Here is a 20,315-nt window from a genome sequence, read left to right as displayed (position 1 = left end):
CACCAGGAATCAGCCGATGCGCACCGGCACGAAGATCTTCTCCGGCCCGCGCTGCACCAGCAGGGCCACCGATTTATCGGCGGCGGCCACCACCTCGCGGACCTGCTCGACCGAGCTGACCGGCGTGCCGTTGATCGCCAGCAGCACATCGCCGGGCCGCACGCCGGCGCGGGCCGCCGCACCGCCGGCGTCCTGCACCACCAGGCCGCCCTCGGCACCGCGGCGCTCGCCCTGCTGCAGCGGGCGCAGCGCCAACCCCAGCTTGCCGGCCGGCGTGGCCTGCTCGTCTTCGGCCCTGGCCTGCTGCGGCTCGCCGGCTTCGCCGAGCTTGGCCTTGAGCTGCTCGCGCTTGCCCTGGCGCCAGATTTCCAGCGTGGCGGTCTCGCCCGGCGTGGCCTGGCCCAGCAGGGCCGGCAGATCGCTGGAGGCGACGATGGGCTGATCGTTGAACTTCAGCACCACATCGCCGGAGCGCAGCCCGGCCTGGGCCGCCGGGCCGCCGGCCTCGACCCCGGCCACCAGGGCCCCGGCCGGGCGCTCGAGCCTGAAGGAGTCGGCAAAGCTCTGGTTCACATCCTGGATGGTCACGCCCAGACGCGCATGGCGGGCGCGGCCGCCGCCCTGGATCTGCTGCTGCACCCGGGTCGCCACCTCGATAGGGATCGCAAACGAGATGCCCTGGTAGCCGCCCGACTGGCTGTAGATCTGCGAGTTGATGCCGACCACCTCACCGCGGGCGTTGAACAGCGGGCCGCCCGAGTTGCCGGGGTTGACCGCCACATCGGTCTGGATGAAGGGCACAAAGGTCTCGTCGGGCAGGGCCCGGCCCTTGGCGCTGACGACGCCGGCGCTGACGCTGTTCTCGAAACCGAAGGGCGAGCCTATCGCCAGCACCCATTCGCCGACGCGCAGGTCCTTGCTGCTGCCCAGTTTCAGCGCCGGCAGGTTCTTGGCCTCGATTTTCAGCACCGCCACATCGGTCTTGGGATCGCTGCCCAGCACCTTGGCCGGGAACTCGCGCCGGTCGGTCAGCTTGACCATCACCTCCTGGGCGTCGCGCACCACATGGGCATTGGTCAGTATCAGGCCGTCGGCGCTGACGATGAAGCCCGAGCCCTGGCCGCGCGTGGGCATCTCGCGCGCCTGGCCCGGCTGGCCCGGCACCTGAAAGCGCCGGAAGAACTGGTAGAAGGGATCATCGGGGTCCAGCTGCGGCGCGGCGCGGCTGGTCTTGACGCTGCCGGTGACGCTGATATTGACCACGGCCGCACCGTTTTGCTGGGTGATCTGGGCAAAGTCGGGCAGCCCCGTGGCTGCGCCGGGCGCGGCGGCCTGAACGGGTGAGAAAGGCTGGGCGGATGGCGTCTGCACGCCTGCGGCCGGCGGCGTGGCCGTCTTCTGCAAGGCCGCCGCGCCGATCGCGCCGCCGCCGACGCCTATCAGTCCGGCCGTCGCCAGGGCCCATACCAAACGCTTGGCCGGGATCATCGTTTCTGCTGCTGCCATAAAGCCTCCTGCTAAAAGTGAGCGTCGATGGGCTCACTATGGCAAGCAAGACTTAGGTGGCACTTAAGGCGCGCTCTTGTCGAACAACACATCCACCCGCAGCCCGCCCAGCGCCTCGGAGCGCTCCAGTGCGAGCCGGGCGCCGTGGCGCTCGGCAATCGACTTGACGATGGCCAGACCCAGGCCGGAGCCGCTGGCCTGGGCCTGCTGCTCGCTGCTGCGATAGAAGCGATCGAACACGCGCTCGCGCTCCTCGGGCGCGATGCCGGGGCCGCTGTCCTCGATGCGCAGCCGCGCCGTGCCGCCCTCGTCGAGCAGCAGCACATCGACCCGCCCGCCCTCGGGCGTGTACTTGAGCGCGTTGTCCAGCAGATTGCGCAGCAGCACGGCCAGCGCATCGGCCTGGCCCGGGACGCTGACCGCGTCGGCCCGCAGCAAGCCCAGGTCGATGTGCCGGGCCTGGGCGCTGGCGGCCAGCTCGCCCATCAGCTGACGGGTCAGCGGCTCCAGCGCGACCGGCCGCCTCTCGACGCTGCCCACCGCCTGCTGGCGCGCCAGCAGCAGCAGCTGCTCGACCAGATGGCCGGCTCGCTCGATGCCGGCGCCCAGGCGCTGCTGGATCAGCGCGCGCTCGGGCTCGCCGCCGCTGCGCTGCAGGGCCTGCAGCTGCAGCTTCAGCGCGGTCAGCGGCGAGCGCAGCTCATGGGCGGCGTCGGCGACGAAATGCTGCTGCGCGTCGAAGGCCTGGCGCATGCGCGCCAGCAGCGAGTTCAGCTCCTGCACCATGGGCTGGATCTCGGCCGGCAGGCCGCCCTCGCCCACCGGCGACAAATCCTCGGCCGCCCGCGCCGCCAGCTGCTTGCGCACCCGCTCGACCGGCGCCAGCGAGCGGCTCACCACCCAGCCCACCACCGCCATCAGCAGCGGCAGCACGATGGCGATGGGCGTGATCGTGCGCCAGGCCAGCCGCCCGGCCAGGCGCTGGCGCACCGCCAGCTCCTGGGCCACCTGCACCACCCGGCCGCCGGTCTGCATCGACAGCACGCGGTACTGCTTGCCCTCCGACTCGACAGTGGTGAAGCCCAGCACCGCGCGCTGCGGCAGCCGCGCCCGCGGCGCCGGTGCGAACAGCTGCAGGCCGTCGTCGGTCCAGGCCTGGATGATCAGCTCCAGCTCCTCGGGCAGATGGCGCGGCGGCGCGGCGCCGCCGATGGACAGCGCCATCTGCTGCATCTGGTAGTCAAAGATCGCGTCGGCCTCCTGCAAGGCCGTGCGGTAGGCGCTCCAGGCCTGCAGCAGCGCCGCCAGACTGACGGCACCCAGCAGGAACAGCATCAGCCGGCGCCGCAGCGAGGGGGCAGGTCTTGCCGTACTCATTGCTTGGGCACCATATAGCCCAGGCCGCGCACATTCTGGATCAGGCCGGGCCCGAGCTTCTTGCGTAGGCCGTGGATATAGACCTCGACCGCATTGCTCGTGACCTCGTCCTTCCAGCTGTAGAGCTTCTCCTCCAGCTGCTGGCGCGACAGCACCAGGCCCGGCCGCGCCAGCAGCGGTTCCAGCACCGCCCATTCGCGCGCCGACAGCGTGACCGGCTGGCCGCCGACCGTGGCCTCATGGGTGGCAGGATTCAGGCTGACGCCCAGATGCTCGTAGACCGGCTCGGCGCGGCCGCTGGCGCGGCGCAGCAGTGCGCGGATGCGGGCCAGCAGCTCGTCGAGCTCGAAGGGCTTGAGCACATAGTCGTCGGCGCCGGCGTCCAGCCCCTCGACCCGCTGCGCCAGCGCGTCGCGGGCGGTGGCGATCAGCACCGGCAGGCGCTGCTTGCGCGCGCGCAAGGCGCGCAGCACGCTCATGCCGTCGCGCCGGGGCAGGCCCAGGTCGAGCAGCAGCAGGTCGTAGTCCTGGGCCTGCAGCGCCGTGTCGGCCTGCTCGCCATCGCGCACCCAGTCGACCGCATAGCCCTCGGCGCGCAGCAGGTCCAGCAGCTGCTCGCCAATCATCTGATCGTCTTCCACCAGCAATAAACGCATGCCGGTATTGTCCACGCCCGGCTTAGGCCGGGCTTAGGGTGGCCCTCAGTACAGATAGGTCAGCATCACCATGCCGGTCGGGCTGGCCTTGCGCTGCACCAGCGGGCTCTTGGCCGCGTCGCCGAGCAGGCGGGTCGCGCCCAGCGAGCTCATCACGCCCCATTTTTTGTCTATCTTGTACTTCCAGCTGACGCTGGCATCCAGCGAATGGAAGCCGGACTTGGGCGTGTAGATGCCGTACTTGCTCGCCGCCGCCTGGGCCGGGCTGACGCCAAAAAAGGCCTGCGTGTACTTCTTGTCACCGGCGCTGGCGCTGAGCCCGATGGACAGTTCGTTGCGCTCGTCGGACCAGACGCCAGCCTCGGCGCCGAGCCGGAAGACGGTGCCGTGGCGAGCGTCCTTCAGTTGGGCGATGTCCTTGTCCTTGCCCTTGCTGAGCGGCAGCTCCACGCCGGCGCTCAGCTGCACGGTGTCCATCAGGCTGTAGCTCAGGCCCAGATTGAGCGTGCCTATGGTCTTGATCTCGCCCATGCCCTTGAGCTCCTTAGCGCCGCCGGAGATGCCCTTCTTGTCCTTGTCGTTGCGGCCGCCGCGCAGCCCCAGCGAGGCGCTATAGCCCAGCGGGCCGGTTTCGCCGGCCCAGCCTATGCCGCGCATGGTGCTGGCGAAGAAGCCATTGCTCATCTGGTAGTCGATCCCGGGCAGCACGCCGCCCTCGATCTTCTTGGCACCGGCGTACTTGGCATCGAAGCCCACCCCGATGCCCAGCATCAGGGTGTTGCCCCCGGCAGGCTCGGCGCCGGCCTGGGCATGGGACAGTGCTGGCACCAGGCCCAGGCTCAGCAGCAGGGCGGCGGCCGCAGCGGTTTGACGGCCGGCAATGAGTTTGGATGGCTTGTTCATGAGTGGTGGGTCGAGTAGGGAAAGTGGTGGGAGCAATCAATCCATAGCGCCGACGATCTCGGCGAAGGGCTGTACGGTGGTGATGCGCGGGTTGGCATCCTTCAAGGCGGCACTGAGCCGCAAGACGATGCGGTCCTTGGCGTCGGGCAGATAAGTCCGGGCACCGGCCGGCAGATGCACGGTGAGTGCGCAATCGGGCCGTTGCTCGCAACGGAACTGCAGGCTGTGAACCTTGGGGGCGAAGACGCCGGCGAAGCCGGCCTGGCGCTTGGCAAAGCCGTTCATCTGCGCCGCAGCACGCGTCAGGTCGGCGTAACGGAATTCCCGGCCGTCGGGCAACTGCACCAGCAGATCGATGTTCAGATCGAGATCATCCAGCGGCCTGTTGGCATGCATGGTGGCGGCGACGTCGGCCCTGGCCAGCGCCGCCGGGCGCTCGAAGCGGCCATCGGCCAGCAAGGGGACGTCGACACGCCGACCTTGCTCGACATACCAGAGCCGCAGGTCCTCGCCCGGCGTGAGCGCCCGCAGACGGTGTTGCAGCCGGATCGCATCGCGCTCTTCGGGTGCCAGCCGGTCGAGCGCGGCCGCCATCTCGAACACGGTGCGCGCCGGCAGCTGGGCATTGCTGGCGGCGCAGGCCGGTCGGCCGTCGGCCAGGGCCAGCACCAGGCCTAGCATCGCCAGCAGGCCGTGGCCGCTCAAGGCAGGACCCCGGCGCAGGCGTCGCCCGGCGCGGCGCGGTGTGGATAGCGGTACTTCATGCTCAAGCCTTCCCTTCTTGCTTGTGAACCCGCCGATCGACGGCGTCCCCGGGTATCTCCCGGGTGATCGCAGTGTCGGCAGCGACGCTGAAGATTTCATGCACCCTGCATGAAGACTTGCTGAATCCCAAGCCGCGAGCTCGGCGAGCTCAAACCATGGCTACAATGCCGCCGGTCAGGAGAGAGCTTCCTAGCGGAAGCCGCCGAAGGCGCAGTGGCGATGGTGATCCCAAGCTGCGAACGCTCAGGCAAAAGGACTGACAAAACGCCCAGAACCGGGCGTTCCTCACTGGAGAGAGGCGGGCCCCGAGTCCGTCCACCGAAGGGGCAAGCTGTTGGCGAACCGTCAGCGGTCAATCTCTCAGGTAAGCCGGACAGCGAGGGCATCCCCCCGCGCCCCCGATGGGCGTGGGCTGTTTGAATGCCCTCGGAGTTTTCCCATGTCCGCCGACGCTCTCCTCAAGACCCCCCTGCACGCCCTGCATCTCGAACTCGGCGCCAAGATGGTGCCCTTCGGCGGCTATGACATGCCGGTGCAGTACCCGTCGGGCGTGATGGCCGAGCACAAGCACACCCGCGCCGCGGCCGGCCTGTTCGATGTCTCGCACATGGGCCAGCTGCGCCTGGTCGGCGCCGGCGCCGCTGCCGCGCTTGAAACCATCGTGCCGGTCGATGTGATCGACCTGGGCGTGTTCAAGCAGCGCTACGCCCTCTTCACCAACGAGCAGGGCGGCATCCTCGACGACCTGATGATCTGCCGCCGCCCCGACGACCTGTTCGTCGTCGTCAATGCCGGCTGCAAAGTGCAGGACATCGCCCATCTGCAAGCCACCATCGGCACCAAGTGCGAGGTGATTCCCATGCCCGAGCAGGCGCTGCTCGCGCTGCAGGGCCCGCAGGCCGTGACCGCGCTCGCGCGCCTGAACCCCGAGGTCGCCAAGCTGACCTTCATGACCGGCGGCTTCTTCGAGCTGGACGGCATCCCGACCTTCCTGACCCGCTCCGGCTACACCGGCGAGGACGGCTTCGAGATCTCGGTGGCCGGTGCGCAGGCCGAGGCCCTGGCGCGCAAACTGCTGGCCCAGCCCGAGGTCAAGCCCATCGGCCTGGGCGCGCGCGACTCGCTGCGCCTGGAAGCCGGCCTGTGCCTGTATGGCCATGACATCGACACTGGCACGACGCCGGTGGAGGCCTCGCTGACCTGGGCGATCCAGAAGGTGCGCCGCGCCGGCGGTGCGCGCGCCGGCGGCTATCCGGGCGCGGCCGTGGTCGACGCGCAGCTGGCCGGCGGCGCCGCGCGCAAGCGCGTCGGCCTGGTCGGCAGCGAGCGCATGCCGGTGCGCGAAGGCGCAAAGCTGGTGGATGAGGCCGGCGTCGAGATCGGCGTCGTCACCAGCGGCACCCTGGGCCCGACGGTCAACAAGCCGGTGGCCCTGGCCTATCTGAACAGCAGTCATGCGGCCCAGGGCACCCAGGTCTGGGCCATCGTGCGCGACAAGCGCACGCCGATGACCGTCAGCCCCACCCCTTTCACCCCCAACGGTTACTACCGCGGCTGATCAGTCGCACCACCCTACTTCACGGAGCACCCCATGAGCACTATCAAGTACACCGCCGACCACGAGTGGGTCCAGATCGAAGCCGACGGCACGGTCATCGTGGGCATCACGGTCCATGCGCAGGACGCGCTGGGCGATGTGGTCTTTGTCGACCTGCCCGCCGTCGGCGCGAGCTTTGCCGAGAAGGATGTGGCCGGTGTGGTCGAGTCGGTCAAGGCCGCGGCCGATGTCTATATGCCGGTGTCGGGTGAGATCACCGAGGTCAACGAAGCGCTGCGCGACGACCCCTCGCTGGCCAATAGCGACCCGCTGAAGGCCGGCTGGTTCTTCAAGGTCAAGCTCAGCAAGCCGGCCGAGCTGGACGCGCTGATGGACAGCACGGCCTATGACGAGCTGGTCAAGAACAGCTGATCGCTGCTGACCTGAACCGATGAAAAACGGGCACTCCGGTGCCCGTTGTTGTACCCCGCAAGGATTGTTGCCATGTTGATGTCTGCTCTGAAGCCCCTGGGCGAGCTCGAGAACGCCGCCGAATTCCACGCCCGCCATATCGGCCCCGATGCGGCCGACGAGGCCGGCATGCTGTCGGTGATCGGCGCGGCCTCGCGCCGCGCGCTGATCGAGGCCATCGTGCCCGCCAGCATCAAGCGCGCCGTGGGCATGGACCTGCCCGCCGCCGCCAGCGAGGCCCAGGCCCTGGCCGAGCTGAAGGCGGTCGCCGCCAGGAACCGGGTGCTAAAGAGCTATATCGGCCAGGGCTATTACGGCACGCTGACCCCGGGCGTCATCCTGCGCAACATCCTCGAGAACCCCGCCTGGTACACCGCCTACACGCCTTACCAGGCCGAGATCTCGCAGGGCCGCATGGAGGCCCTGGTCAACTTCCAGACCATGGTCACCGACCTGACCGGCATGGCCATCGCCAATGCCTCGATGCTCGATGAGGCCACCGCCGCCGCCGAGGCGATGACACTGGCCGCCCGCGTGGGCAAGAGCAAGAGCCAGGTCTTCTTCGTCGCCGACGACGTGCTGCCGCAAAGCCTGGAAGTGATCCAGACCCGCGCCGCGCCGCTGGGCATCACGGTGCAGGTCGGCCCGGCCGCCGAGGCCGGCAAGAGCCCCTGCTTTGCCGCGCTGCTGCAATACCCGGGCGTCAACGGCGAGATCCGCGGCCTGCAGGCCGCCGCCGACGCACTGCATGCCCAGGGCGCGCTGCTGATCGCCGCAGCCGACCTGCTGGCCCTGACACTGCTGAAGGCCCCCGGCGAGCAAGGCGCCGACATCGCGATCGGCACGACCCAGCGCCTGGGCATGCCCATGGGCGCCGGTGGCCCGCATGCCGCCTATATGGCCTGCAAGGACGAATTCAAGCGCAGCCTGCCGGGCCGCCTGGTGGGCGTCAGCATCGACGCGCATGGCAACAAGGCCTATCGCCTGGCGCTGCAGACCCGCGAGCAGCACATCCGCCGCGAGAAGGCCACTTCGAACATCTGCACGGCCCAGGTGCTGCCGGCCGTGGTCGCCAGCATGTATGCGGTCTATCACGGCCCGGATGGCCTGAAGCGCATCGCACAGCGCGTCGCCAGCTACACGGCACTGCTGGCCAAGGGCCTGAAGGGTCTGGGCTATGAGATCGCCAATGCCGGCGCCTTCGACACGCTGCAGGTCCTGAGCGGGGACAAGACGGCCGCGCTGCTGGCCGGCGCCGTCGCCGCCGGCATGAACTTCCGCCGCGCCTCGGCCACCAGCCTGTCGATCTCGCTGGATGAGACCAGCACGCGGGCCGATCTGGCCGCCATCCTGGCGGTGTTCGGCGCGGGGGCCACCGACTTCGATACCGCCGGTATCGCTGCGCTGATCCCGGCCGAGCTGGTGCGTGCCAGCGCCTACCTGACTCACCCGGTCTTCAACACCCACCACTCGGAAACCGAGATGCTGCGCTACTTGCGCGCACTGGCCGACAAGGACCTGGCGCTGGACCGCAGCATGATCCCGCTGGGCTCCTGCACGATGAAGCTCAACGCCACCAGCGAGATGATCCCGATCACCTGGCCGGAGTTCGCGGGTGTGCACCCCTTCGCGCCGCAGGATCAGCTGGCCGGCTATGCGCTGCTCAACGAGCAGCTGACCGCCTGGCTGTGCCAGGCCACCGGTTATGCCGGCATCAGCCTGCAGCCCAATGCCGGCTCGCAGGGCGAGTACGCCGGCCTGCTGGCCATCAAGGCCTGGCATGAATCCCGCAACGAAGGCCATCGCAAGATCTGCCTGATTCCCGAGTCGGCCCATGGCACCAACCCGGCCTCGGCCCAGATGGTGGGCATGAGCGTGGTCGTGACCAAGTGCGACGCCGAGGGCAATATCGATCTGGCCGACCTGAAGGCCAAGTGCGAGCAGCACAGCGCCAATCTGGCCGCCATCATGATCACCTACCCCTCGACCTATGGCGTGTTCGACACCCATGTCAAGGAGATCTGCGCCCTGGTCAAGAGCCATGGCGGCCGCGTCTATGTGGACGGCGCGAACATGAACGCGCTGGTCGGCGTGGCCGCACCGGGCGAGTTCGGCGGCGATGTCTCGCACCTGAACCTGCACAAGACCTTCTGCATCCCGCACGGCGGTGGCGGCCCGGGCGTCGGCCCGGTCTGCGTGGTCGAGGACCTGGTGCCCTTCCTGCCGGCACACCGCTCGGCCGGACTGGGTGCCGAGAGCAATATCGGCGCCGTCTCCGCAGCCCCGCTGGGCAATGCGGCCGTGCTGCCGATCTCGTGGATGTATGTGCGCATGATGGGCGCCGACGGCCTGACTGCCGCGACCGAGACCGCCATCCTGTCGGCCAACTATGTGGCCGCCCGCCTGGCCGATGCCTACGACATCCACTTCAGCGGCAATATCGCCAGCGTCAAGGGCGGCGGCGTCGCCCATGAGTGCATCCTGGACCTGCGTCCGCTGAAGGAGACCTCGGGCGTGTCCGCTGAGGACGTGGCCAAGCGCCTGATCGACTACGGCTTCCATGCGCCGACGCTGTCCTTCCCGGTTGCCGGCACCTTGATGGTGGAGCCGACCGAGAGCGAGTCCAAGGCCGAGCTGGACCGCTTCTGCGACGCGATGCTGGCGATCCGCGCCGAGATCGCCAAGGTGGAAGCCGGCAGCTGGTCGCGCGAGGACAACCCGCTGGTCAACGCGCCGCACACCGCCGAGAGCCTGCTGAAGGCCGACTGGACCCATGGCTACACCCGCGAGGAAGCGGCCTACCCGGTCGCCACACTGCGCCGCCAGAAGTACTGGGTGCCGGTGGGCCGGGTCGACAATGTTTACGGCGACCGCAATCTGTTCTGCAGCTGCGTGCCGCTGTCCGAGTACGAGCAACAAGCCTGAGCGAGGTAGAGCCCGATGGCCGTTTCCGTTTTTGACCTCTTCAAGATCGGTATCGGGCCATCGAGCTCGCATACCGTCGGCCCGATGCGGGCGGCGCGGCTGTTCGGCCTGCGCCTCAAGCACGAGGGTTTGCTCGAGCGCTGCGCCCGTGTCCAGGTCGTGCTCTACGGCAGCCTGGGCGCCACCGGCAAGGGCCATGGCAGCGACAAGGCCGTGCTGCTGGGCCTGGCCGGCCATGAGCCGGACACGGTCGATATCGAGGCCATCCCCGAGCTGCTGGCGGCGATACGCGCCGGCGATCTGAACCTGATCGGCGAACGCCGGCTGCGCTTCGACGAGGCCAAGGACCTGGTCTTCAAGCGCCGCGAATCCCTGCCCTTCCATGCCAACGGCATGCGCTGCCTGGCCTTCGATGCCGACGGTGCCGAGATCGCCAACCGCATCTACTACTCGGTCGGCGGCGGCTTTGTCGTCAGCGACGAGGTGGCGGCCGACGGCAGCAAGCAAAAGGTGATCGCGCCCGATGCCACCGTGCTGCCCTACCCCTTCCACAGCGGCGACGATCTGCTGGCGCTGACCCAGCAGCACGGCATCAGCATCGCCGAGATCATGCGCCGCAACGAGCGTCACTGGCGCAGCGATGAAGAAACCCGTGCCGGCCTCCTGAAGATCTGGCAGGTGATGCAGGACTGCGTCACGCGCGGCTGCAAGACCGAGGGCATCCTGCCGGGCGGCTTCAAGGTCAAGCGCCGCGCCGCCCAGCTGCACCGCGACCTGACCGCCAACCCGGAGGCCGCGCTGCGCGATCCGCTGCAGGTGATGGACTGGGTCAATCTCTACGCGCTGGCCGTCAACGAGGAAAACGCTGCCGGCGGCCGGGTCGTCACCGCCCCGACCAATGGCGCGGCCGGCATCGTGCCGGCGGTGCTGCACTACTACGCCCGCTTCGTCCACCATGCCAGCGAGGACGGCATCGTCGACTTCCTGCTGACGGCCGCGGCCATCGGCATCCTCTACAAGGAAAACGCCTCGATCTCGGGCGCCGAGGTCGGCTGCCAGGGCGAGGTCGGCGTGGCCTGCTCGATGGCGGCCGGCGCGCTGTGCCAGGTGATGGGCGGCACGCCCGAGCAGGTCGAGAACGCCGCCGAGATCGGCATGGAGCACCATCTGGGCCTGACCTGCGATCCGGTCGGGGGCCTGGTGCAGATCCCCTGCATCGAGCGCAATGCGATCGCCTCGGTCAAGGCCATCAATGCGGCCCGCATGGCGCTGCGCGGCGACGGCACCCATTTCGTCAGCCTCGACAAGGTCATCAAGACCATGCGCGACACCGGCGCCGACATGATGACCAAGTACAAGGAAACGGCGCGCGGCGGCCTGGCGGTCAACATCGTCGAATGCTGACGGGGACGGCCCCTAAAATGCCGGCATGACCACGCCCAACAGCTCCCAGTTCGAAGACTTCATGCGCCATGTCCACGAGCATGGCGTGCACAAGACCGACCGCACCGGCACCGGCACGCGCAGCGTGTTCGGCCACCAGATGCGCTTCGATCTGAGCCAGGGATTCCCGCTGGTGACGAGCAAGAAGGTGCACCTGAAGTCCATCATCCTGGAGCTGCTGTGGTTTCTGCGCGGCGACTCCAATGTCAAATGGCTGCAGGAGCGCGGCTGCACGATCTGGGACGAGTGGGCCCGCGAGGACGGCGACCTGGGCCCGGTCTACGGCGTGCAGTGGCGCAGCTGGCCGACGCCGGACGGCGGCCATATCGACCAGATCGCCGAGGTCGTGAAGACCCTCAAGAGCAATCCCGATTCGCGCCGCATCATCGTCAGCGCCTGGAATGTGGCCGATCTGGGCAAGATGGCCTTGATGCCCTGTCATGCCTTCTTCCAGTTCTATGTCGCCGAGGGCAAGCTGTCCTGCCAGCTCTACCAGCGCAGCGCCGATATCTTCCTCGGCGTGCCCTTCAATATCGCCAGCTATGCGCTGCTGACCCAGATGCTGGCCCAGCAATGCGATCTGGCGCTGGGCGACTTTGTCTGGACCGGCGGCGACTGCCATATCTACAGCAATCACGAGGAGCAGGTGCGCACCCAGCTCGAGCGCACGCCCTTCCCCTACCCGCAGATGCGCATCAAGCGCCGCCCGGCCTCGATCTTCGACTACGAGTTCGATGATTTCGAGCTGCTGGACTATCAGCACCATCCGGCGATCAAGGCACCGGTCGCCGTATGACCGATGTCGTCCTGATCGCCGCCGTCGCCGAGGGCGGCGCCATCGGCAGAAACAACGAGCTGCTGGTGCGCCTGCCCGAGGACATGGCCCGCTTCAAGGCCTTGACGATGGGGCATGCTGTCATCATGGGCCGCAAGACCTGGGACTCGATCCCGCCGCGCTTCCGGCCGCTGGTGGGCCGGCGCAACATCGTGCTGAGCCGCCAGCAAGACCTGACCCTGGACGGCGCCGAGGTCCATGCCTCGCTGGACGCCGCGCTGGCGGCCTGCGCCGGCGCGGCGACGGTCTTCGTGATGGGCGGCGCCGAGATCTATGCGCTGGCCCTGCCGCGGGCGACCGGGCTGGAGCTGACCGAGATCGCCGCGCGCTTCGACGGTGCCGATGCCTTCTTCCCCGCCTGGGACACCAGCCACTTCGACTGCCTGGCCCGCCAGCCGCAGCGCAGTGCCCAGGGCCTGGCCTACGATTTCGCCAGCTACCGACGCCGACCGTCCGGCACGCCCTGACCCCAACGAGCAGCCGATGACGACACCCGCCCCAGCCCTTTTCGTCATCTTCAACCGGGGCTCGGGCCATGGCGAGGCGGCCGAGCTGCAATCCGCCATCGCGACGGCCTGCCGGGAAGCCGGCCGCGAGCTGCATCTGCAGGGCATAGCCGACCCGCGCCAGATCCACCGCATCGCCCGCGAGACGGTGCTGCGGGCGCAGGCGGTGCGGGGCATCGTCGTGGCCGCCGGCGGCGACGGCACGATCAATGCGGTGGCGCAGGCGGTGCTGGGCAGCGGCTGTGCCTTCGGCGTGCTGCCGCGCGGCACCTTCAACTACTTCAGCCGCACCCATGGCATCCCGGCCGAGCTCGAGGCCGCGCTGCAGCTGCTGCTGCATGGCAAGCCGCAGCCGGTCCAGGTGGGCCTGGTCAACGACCGGGTCTTCCTCGTCAACGCCAGCCTGGGCCTGTATCCCAAGCTGCTGGAGGACCGCGAGTACTGGAAGAAGCAGCTCGGCCGCAGCCGGCCAGTGGCCTTTCTTGCCGGATTACTGACCCTGATGCAGGGCCACAGCAATCTGCGCCTGAGCATCGAGATGCGCGGCCAAACCCCAGATATCCGCGAAGTCCACGAGATCCGCACCCCGACCCTGTTCGTCGGCAACAACGCGCTGCAGATGGAGCAGATCGGCCTGCCCGAGGCCCAGGCCATCGATGCCGGCCAGCTGGCCGGCATCACACTGCGGCCGCTGGGCCGCTGGGCCCTGCTAGGCCTGCTGCTGCGCGGCGCGCTGGGCCGGCTCGGCGAGGCCTCGCAGCTGTTCAACTTCTCCTTTGCCTGCCTGACCGTGCGCGCCTCGCGGCGCTTCGGCCTGGGCCGCATCAAGCTGGCCACCGATGGCGAGATCGTCTGGATGAAGCTGCCGCTGCAGTTCCGGGTCGCGCCCGAGCCCCTGCTGCTGATACGCCCGCCGGGGCCGGCGGCCGAAAGGGCTGGCGAGCCGGAGGCGCGATGAGCACGCTGCTGCTGCAGATCTCCGACACCCATTTCGGCACCGAGCGGGCGCCGGTGGTCGCGGCGCTGGAGCGGCTCGCGCAGGCCCTGCGCCCCGATGTGCTGCTGCTCAGCGGCGATATCACACAGCGCGCCACACCGGCCCAGTTCGGCGCCGCGCGCGCCTTTGTCGAGCGGCTGCGGGTGCCCCATGTGCTGGCCATCCCCGGCAACCACGACATCTCGCTGTTCAACCCGCTGGCCCGGCTGCTCTGGCCTTACCGGCGCTACAGCCAGGCCTTCGGCGCCGAGCTGGAGCCGCAGTTCGAGAACACCGAGGCCTTGGTGCTGGCGCTCAACACGACGCGCTGGTGGCGCCACAAGCATGGCGAGCTCTCCGAGGCGCAGATCGAGCGCGTCGCGCGGCGGCTGCGGGCTGCCTCGCCCGCACAATGCCGCATCGTGATGGTGCACCAGCCGCTGGCCGTGACCCAGGCCAACGACCTGAACAACCGGCTGCGCGGCCACCAGGCGGCGCTGCGGCGCTGGGCCGAGGCCGGAGCGGACCTGATCGTCGGCGGCCATATCCACCTGCCTTTTGTCTTGCCGCTGCAGCCGCCACAGACCGGGCTGGCGCGGCCGCTGTGGGCCGTGCAGGCCGGCACCGCGGTCAGCGCCCGGCTGCGGCCCGGCGCGGGCAACTCGGTCAACGTGATCCGGCTGCCGCAGCGGGTTGTCGAGCGCTGGGACTTCGATGAGGGCGCGTTGCGCTTCGAGCAGGTCCGCAGCGATCCGGTCGGCTGAGCGGGCTCAAAGAAATACTGTATTTATAATCAGTATTTACATCACTTCCTCCGCAGCCGCCATGGCCGAGCTCGCCCTGAACCGCGTCCACCGCAGCCGTCTGACCCAGATCTGGCGCTCGGCGGGCTGGCCTTGCAAGGACGGCATCGAGCTCGACCTGCTGGCGGCCGGCATGCTGGCGCAGCAGCTCTCGCCCGAGGGCCGCGAAACGCTGCGGCTGACCGAGGCCGGCATCACCTGGCTGGCCCAGCAGCGCCAGCAGCAGCAACGCCCGCTCAGCGCCCATGACCGGCTGGCCCAGCGCTTCGCCGAGGAGCTGCTGGCCGAGGGACGCATCGTCTGGCATGAGCTGTCGCTGCGGGCGCTGATCGCCAGCGAGCCGGTCGCGGCGGACGACAAGCCGCCGCTGTGGGACGAGGCCGAGCCACCACCGCCCTCGCTGAAGAACAGCTGGCGCATGGCCCGCCCCGACCTGTTCTCGGTGCGCAACACCTCGGTCGAGGCCTATCTGCGGCCCCAGGTGCACGAGATCAAGTTCAGCCGCGCCGATCTGCTGTCCGACCTGCGCCATGCGGCCAAGCGCCAGGCCTATGAATGGCTGTGCTGCGAGTGCTTCTATGTGTTCCCGGCCGGCGTCGCCCAGCCCAACGAGATCCCCGAGCAGTTCGGCATCTGGGTGCTGCAGGGCAGCCTGGCCGACGGTCGTTTCGAGCTGCTGCGGCCGGCCCGGCATTGCAGCCGCAGCCTGCCCTTCGCGGTCTGGCTGGCGCTGGCCAAGGCGACACCGCTGCACAGCGAGCGCGAGGGCCTGCAGGCCCGGCTGGGCGAGGATGACGCCGCGCCGGAGCTGCCGTGAACGAGGCGCTGCCGCCAACTCGCTACCGCGTCGCGGTGCGCGAGCTCTGCGAGTTCACTGCCAAGCAGGGCAGCCTGGACCTGCGCTTCACGCCGGCGCCCACCGCGCTGGAAGGCATGGCCGGCCATGCCCTGGTGGCCGAGCGCCGCGGCGAAGGCTACCGCGCCGAGCTGAGCCTCAGCGGCGACTACCAAAGCCTGCAGGTGCGCGGCCGGGCCGATGGCTACCAGCCCAGGCTGCGGCGCCTGGAAGAGATCAAGACCTACAAGGGCCGGCTGCAGGACCAGCCCGATTCGCACCGCCGGCTGCATTGGGCCCAGGCCAAGATCTATGGCTGGCTGCTGTGCCAGCAGGAGGGGTTGGACGAGCTGGAGGTCGCCCTGGTCTATTTCCATGTCGGCAGCCAGCAGGAAACCCTGCTCAGCGAACGCTGCAGTGCGTCCGAACTGCGCCTGCACTTCGAGCAGCATTGCCAGCGCTTCCTGGCCTGGGCCGAGCAGGAGCTGGCGCACCGCCAGGCCCGCGACACGGCGCTGCAGGCGCTGCCGTTCCCCTTCGGCGAGTTCCGCGCCGGCCAGCGCCAGCTGGCCGAGGCCGTCTACCGCGCGGCCCAGGGCGGCCGCTGCCTGCTGGCCGAGGCGCCCACCGGCATCGGCAAGACCGCCGGCACCTTGTTCCCGCTGCTGAAGGCCGCGCCCACCCAGCGCCTGGACAAGATCTTCTTTCTGGCCGCCAAGACCTCGGGCCGTCAGCTCGCGCTGGACGCGCTGCAGGCCCTGGACGCGCCGGGCCTGCGCCGGCTCGAGATGGTGGCGCGCGACAAGGCCTGCGAGCACCCGGACAAGGCCTGCCATGGGGATTCCTGCCCGTTGGCGCTGGGTTTTTACGACCGGCTGCCGGCCGCCCGCGCGGCCGCCGTGGCGCAGACGGAAGCGCTGGACCAGGCCCGGGTGCGCGAGCTGGCGCTGCAGCACCAGGTCTGCCCCTACTACCTGAGCCAGGAACTGGCGCGCTGGGCCGATGTCGTGATCGGCGACTACAACTACTACTTCGATCTCGGCGCCCTGCTGCACGGCCTGGCCCAGGCCAATCAATGGCGGGTCGGCCTGCTGGTCGACGAGGCCCACAACCTGGTCGAGCGCGGCCGCAAGATGTACACGGCCGAGCTGCTGCCCGACAGCCTGGCGCAGGCGCGCCGCTCGCCGGCCGCGCGCGCCCACCCGGCACTGAAGAAGGCGCTGGACAAGCTGGCCCGCGCCTGGCGCGCGCTCGACAAGGCCCAGGCCGAGCCCTACCGCGTCTACGAGGCCATGCCCGATCCCCTGCTGAGCGCGCTGCAGGCCTGCAGCGGCGCCATCACCGACCATTTCAGCGAACACCCGGCCGAGTCCGATGCGGCCTTGCAGACTTTTTACTTCGAGGCCCTGCACTGGGGCCGCATGGCCGAGCTGCTGGACAGCCATTCGCTGGTCGACCTGAGCCGGCTGGCCACGGCAGCTGCGGCCGGGAACTCGACCCTGTGCATCCGCAACATCGTGCCCGCGCCTTTTCTGCGCCCGCGCCTGGAGGCGGCCCACACCAGCACGCTGTTCTCCGCCACCCTGCAGCCGCGCCCCTACTACGCCGACCTGCTGGGCCTGCCCGAGACCCATGCGGTGCTGCAGGTCGGCTCGCCCTTTGACGCGGCCCAGCTGCAGGTACATATCAGCCGCGCGATCTCGACCCGCTACCCGGACCGCCGGGCCTCGCTGGCCCCGATCGCCGCGCTGATCGCGCGGCAGTATGCGGATCAGCCCGGCAACTACCTGGCCTTCTTCAGCAGCTACGACTATCTGCAGCAGGTGGCCGAGCTGCTGGCGCGCGAGCAGCCGCAGCTGCCGATCTGGACCCAGTCGCGCCGCATGCTGGAGGCCGAGCGCCAGCAGTTCCTGGCCCGTTTTGCCGAGGACGGCGCCGGCATCGGCTTCGCGGTGCTGGGCGGGGCTTTCTCCGAAGGCATAGACCTGCCGGGCCGGCGCCTGATCGGCGCCTTTGTCGCAACCCTGGGCCTGCCGCAGATCAATGCCGTCAACGAACAGATCCGGCAGCGCATGCAGACCCTGTTCGGCACTGGCTACGACTACACCTATCTGTTCCCGGGCCTGCAGAAGGTCGTGCAGGCGGCCGGCCGGGTGATACGCACGCCCAGCGACCAGGGCGTGCTGCACCTGATCGATGACCGCTTCGCGCGGCCCCAGGTGCAGCGCCTGCTGCCGCCCTGGTGGGCGCTGGATGGCGGCTAGAACAGGCCCGGCGCCTGGGCCTGCAGCTCGCGCAGCCACAGCGCATAGCCGGCATCGCTGGGGTGGATGCCGTCCTCGGCGTGCAGCAGCCCGGCCTGGGCCACAAAGGGATCGTCGGCGCGCTCCTTGAAGAGCCGCACATAGCGCACCTCGTGCACGGCGGCCAGCTGGGCCGCCAGCGCATGCAGCTCGCGCGAGCGCTGCGTCATCCAGCGCGACAGCGGCCAGAAGAAGAACGGCGCATTGCCGACATTGCCGGCCGGCATCAGCACCACCTTGGACGAGCGCTGCTTGGCCAGCGCCAGGATGGTGTTGAGCTGCTCGCGCATCTGCGGCAGCGAGCTCAGCCGTATCACATCATTGCCGCCGCCCAGTATCAGCAGGCGGTCATAGAACTCGGCACCGACGCGCAGCTGCGCGGCGATGTCCTCCAGTTTCGCACCGTCGAGCGCCAGATTGCGTATCGTCCAGTCCGGGTGCGCACGCCCGATCAGGCCGACCAGGCTCTGCGCCGGCGCGCTGGCACCGGTGCCGACCGCCGTGCTGTCGCCCACCACCAGCAAGCGCAGGCGCGGGCGCGCCGGATTGGCCTGGAAACCTGCGAGCACCACCGTGCCCGGGGCGGGATCGGCCGCTGCGGAGAGTTCGGTCAGCCCGGCCAGCGACACCAGAAAACCCAGCAGGGCCGGATGCAGCCATCGTCTTCGTTTCATCGTTCTTGCCAGCCTCGCGAGGCGATCGGTGGATATGGGCGACACCATAGGGCCTGCACTGGCGCGCCCCTGTCGGGCGAGCCTGCCCCCGCCTGTAGTCGCAGCGACCGTGTGAGCACAAGGCCTTGTCCTACAGGCGGCGGTGGGATCGCCTGATCGCCTGCGCTGCCGGCACGCCGCACAGTCAGCCACAGACTCAGACACAGGAGATTCGCAATGAAGAAACTCACGACATTGGCCATGGCCTGCGCCATCACCCTGAGCCAGATGCCTGCCGCGCTGGCCCAGACCACGCCTTACCGCGCCGTCGCCACCACACCGCGCATCACCGGTTTTGATGTCGAGCAGGTGCCGCAGCTGAGCCCGGGCACCGAGCTCGGCTTCACGGTCTGGGGCACGCCCGGCGCCCAGGCCTCCTTGCAGATCGACGGCGCGCAGCGGCCGCTGAGCCTGATCGAGACCGGCCCCGGCGTCTACAAGGGCGTCTACACCATCAGCCAGCGTGACCGCCTGCAGCCCAATGCCCAGGTCAGCGCCAATCTGCGCCATGGCAACAAGGTCGGCTCGGCCGTGCTCGATGAGGTGCTGCAAAGCGGCTGGCAGACCGGTGCAGCCGCCGAGGCCGGCGGCGCGCCGGTGATCGAACGCTTCGAGGTCCGCCATGGCGGCGATCGCCAGGCCGGCAAGCAGCTGCACTTCACGCTGCGCGGCACGCCCGGTGGGCGCGCCGTCGTGCGCCTGGTCGGCGCCCAGGAGCGTTTCCGTCTCGACGAGAGCCGACCGGGCCAGTACGACGGCGTCTACACGATACGCGACAGCGACCGCCTGAACCCGAGCAATCCCATCGTCGCCCGCTTGAAAGTCGGCGACCGCAGCACCAGCACCACGCTGGAGAACGCGCTCGATGCCAAGCGCCTGAGCAGCCTGCGGCCCGCCGTGGCCTGCTCCGACTGCGCCACCGTGCTGGCAGTGAACCGGGTCGAGGTCGAAGGTGATGGCCGCTATGTCGGCGGTGCGGTGGCCGGCGGCCTGCTGGGCGCGGTGCTGGGCAGCCAGGTCGGCAAGGGCAGCGGACGCACCGCCGCCCAGGTGGTCGGCACGGTGGGCGGCGCGGTGCTGGGCCGGGAGATCCAGAAGCGCGGCGACAAGAAGCAGGTCTACGAGGTGCAGCTGCGCATGCAGGATGGCAGCCAGCAGATGCTGAGCTTCGACAACCCGCCCGATTTCAAGACCGGCGACAAGGTCCGGCTGCGCGACGGCCAGCTCAGCCCGCAAACCTGAACGCCGGAGTCCACCATGACACAGCACACAAGCCTCTTCTCGCTGGCCGCAGGCCTGAGCCTGCTGCTGGCCGCTGCGGCGGCCGGCGCCGCCCCAGCGGGCGCCGACAGTGCCCAGTCCCGGTACCGGACCGAGCGGGCCGTCTGCCTGGAGGGCCGCAGCAGCCAGAGCCGCGAGACCTGTCTGAAGGAAGCCGGCGCGGCGCTGGCCGAGGCGCGCCGCGCCCAGCCGGGCGCGCAGGCCCGGCCCGACTATCTGGCCAATGCGCTGGCGCGCTGCGAGCGCGTGCCCGCAGCCGAACGGGCCGACTGCGAGCGGCTGGTGCACGGCCAGGGCAGCAGCAGCGGCAGCGTCGCCGAAGGTGTGATCGTGCGCCAGATCATCAGCAAGTCGGTCGCACCGGCGGCCAGCGCCGCCTCGGCGCCCTGAACAGGCGGCCCCCGGGCCGATCCCCGACAGACGCGGCCTGACGCCCAGTCACGGGATGGGTGGGCCAGGCCGGCCCAAGTAAACTGGGGG

Annotated in this window: 18 protein-coding genes and 2 riboswitches; of the genes, 12 read left to right on the top strand and 6 right to left on the bottom strand. The window is 69.4% G+C overall.

Features of this window, described 5'->3' with window-relative positions; translation table 11 throughout:
* Positions 1–9: 9 nt before the first annotated feature.
* From ABGI63_RS20260 to ABGI63_RS20240, 5 genes are all read right to left on the bottom strand, one after another.
* The gene (locus ABGI63_RS20260) at positions 10–1,506 is read right to left on the bottom strand and encodes a DegQ family serine endoprotease (RefSeq protein ID WP_349744256.1); all 1,497 of its coding nucleotides are present in this window, start codon (positions 1,504–1,506) and stop codon (positions 10–12) included.
* A 63-nt stretch (positions 1,507–1,569) separates the two neighbouring features.
* Positions 1,570–2,883: an ATP-binding protein gene (locus ABGI63_RS20255; RefSeq protein ID WP_349744254.1), complete on the bottom strand. Its 1,314-nt coding sequence runs from the start codon at positions 2,881–2,883 to the stop codon at positions 1,570–1,572.
* Positions 2,880–3,539, bottom strand: coding sequence for a response regulator (locus ABGI63_RS20250; RefSeq protein WP_137943440.1), 660 nt, complete (start codon positions 3,537–3,539; stop codon positions 2,880–2,882). The genes ABGI63_RS20255 and ABGI63_RS20250 overlap by 4 nt, the downstream gene beginning before the upstream one ends.
* 45 nt (positions 3,540–3,584) lie before the next feature.
* Positions 3,585–4,442 carry a MipA/OmpV family protein gene (locus ABGI63_RS20245; RefSeq protein WP_349744252.1) on the bottom strand — a complete coding sequence of 286 codons (858 nt, stop codon included), beginning with the start codon at positions 4,440–4,442 and terminating at the stop codon, positions 3,585–3,587.
* A 36-nt stretch (positions 4,443–4,478) separates the two neighbouring features.
* A complete protein-coding gene (locus ABGI63_RS20240) occupies positions 4,479–5,147 on the bottom strand; it encodes a hypothetical protein (RefSeq protein ID WP_349744251.1) in 669 nt (222 codons plus the stop codon).
* A gap of 225 nt (positions 5,148–5,372) precedes the next feature.
* A riboswitch (glycine riboswitch) is annotated at positions 5,373–5,476 on the top strand.
* Positions 5,477–5,485: 9 nt separating this feature from the next.
* A riboswitch (glycine riboswitch) is annotated at positions 5,486–5,594 on the top strand.
* Between the two features lie 52 nt (positions 5,595–5,646).
* On the opposite strand from ABGI63_RS20240, the gene gcvT reads away from it, so the two are divergent.
* The 10 genes from gcvT (at position 5,647) to ABGI63_RS20190 (ending at position 17,802) form a co-directional block, all read left to right on the top strand.
* A complete protein-coding gene (gene gcvT / locus ABGI63_RS20235; protein WP_349744250.1) occupies positions 5,647–6,765 on the top strand; it encodes a glycine cleavage system aminomethyltransferase GcvT in 1,119 nt (372 codons plus the stop codon).
* Between the two features lie 33 nt (positions 6,766–6,798).
* A complete protein-coding gene (gene gcvH / locus ABGI63_RS20230) occupies positions 6,799–7,176 on the top strand; it encodes a glycine cleavage system protein GcvH (RefSeq protein ID WP_349744249.1) in 378 nt (125 codons plus the stop codon).
* A gap of 72 nt (positions 7,177–7,248) precedes the next feature.
* Positions 7,249–10,140, top strand: a complete 2,892-nt coding sequence (gene gcvP / locus ABGI63_RS20225) for an aminomethyl-transferring glycine dehydrogenase (protein ID WP_349744247.1) — start codon at positions 7,249–7,251, stop codon at positions 10,138–10,140.
* Positions 10,141–10,155: 15 nt separating this feature from the next.
* A complete protein-coding gene (locus ABGI63_RS20220) occupies positions 10,156–11,544 on the top strand; it encodes an L-serine ammonia-lyase (RefSeq protein ID WP_349744246.1) in 1,389 nt (462 codons plus the stop codon).
* Positions 11,545–11,569: 25 nt separating this feature from the next.
* On the top strand, positions 11,570–12,379 hold the full coding sequence (locus ABGI63_RS20215; protein ID WP_349744245.1) for a thymidylate synthase: 810 nt from the start codon (positions 11,570–11,572) through the stop codon (positions 12,377–12,379).
* The gene (locus ABGI63_RS20210; RefSeq protein ID WP_349744244.1) at positions 12,376–12,885 is read left to right on the top strand and encodes a dihydrofolate reductase; all 510 of its coding nucleotides are present in this window, start codon (positions 12,376–12,378) and stop codon (positions 12,883–12,885) included. The genes ABGI63_RS20215 and ABGI63_RS20210 overlap by 4 nt, the downstream gene beginning before the upstream one ends.
* 16 nt (positions 12,886–12,901) lie before the next feature.
* Positions 12,902–13,882: a diacylglycerol/lipid kinase family protein gene (locus tag ABGI63_RS20205; RefSeq protein WP_349744243.1), complete on the top strand. Its 981-nt coding sequence runs from the start codon at positions 12,902–12,904 to the stop codon at positions 13,880–13,882.
* Positions 13,879–14,664, top strand: a complete 786-nt coding sequence (locus tag ABGI63_RS20200) for a metallophosphoesterase family protein (RefSeq protein ID WP_349744242.1) — start codon at positions 13,879–13,881, stop codon at positions 14,662–14,664. Before ABGI63_RS20205 ends, ABGI63_RS20200 begins: the two co-directional genes overlap by 4 nt.
* A gap of 61 nt (positions 14,665–14,725) precedes the next feature.
* Entirely contained in the window at positions 14,726–15,520 is a 795-nt protein-coding gene (locus ABGI63_RS20195; RefSeq protein ID WP_349744241.1) for a hypothetical protein, read from the top strand.
* Positions 15,517–17,802: an ATP-dependent DNA helicase gene (locus ABGI63_RS20190; protein WP_349744239.1), complete on the top strand. Its 2,286-nt coding sequence runs from the start codon at positions 15,517–15,519 to the stop codon at positions 17,800–17,802. Before ABGI63_RS20195 ends, ABGI63_RS20190 begins: the two co-directional genes overlap by 4 nt.
* Here ABGI63_RS20190 and ABGI63_RS20185 read toward each other — a convergent pair.
* The gene (locus ABGI63_RS20185) at positions 17,799–18,515 is read right to left on the bottom strand and encodes a GDSL-type esterase/lipase family protein (RefSeq protein ID WP_349744238.1); all 717 of its coding nucleotides are present in this window, start codon (positions 18,513–18,515) and stop codon (positions 17,799–17,801) included. The two genes, ABGI63_RS20190 and ABGI63_RS20185, sit on opposite strands and share 4 nt — an antisense overlap.
* Positions 18,516–18,731: 216 nt before the next feature.
* Between ABGI63_RS20185 and ABGI63_RS20180 the strand changes: the two genes are divergently transcribed.
* Positions 18,732–19,796: an outer membrane lipoprotein gene (locus tag ABGI63_RS20180; protein ID WP_349744236.1), complete on the top strand. Its 1,065-nt coding sequence runs from the start codon at positions 18,732–18,734 to the stop codon at positions 19,794–19,796.
* Positions 19,797–19,811: 15 nt separating this feature from the next.
* Positions 19,812–20,225, top strand: a complete 414-nt coding sequence (locus ABGI63_RS20175; protein ID WP_349744235.1) for a hypothetical protein — start codon at positions 19,812–19,814, stop codon at positions 20,223–20,225.
* Positions 20,226–20,315 lie beyond the last annotated feature (90 nt).

The organism is Roseateles cavernae, from assembly GCF_040187885.1.
In the GTDB taxonomy this organism is placed as follows: domain Bacteria; phylum Pseudomonadota; class Gammaproteobacteria; order Burkholderiales; family Burkholderiaceae_C; genus Roseateles_E; species Roseateles_E cavernae.
Note: the sequence above shows the minus strand (reverse complement) of the source record. Positions and strands in the feature narration are given on the sequence as shown.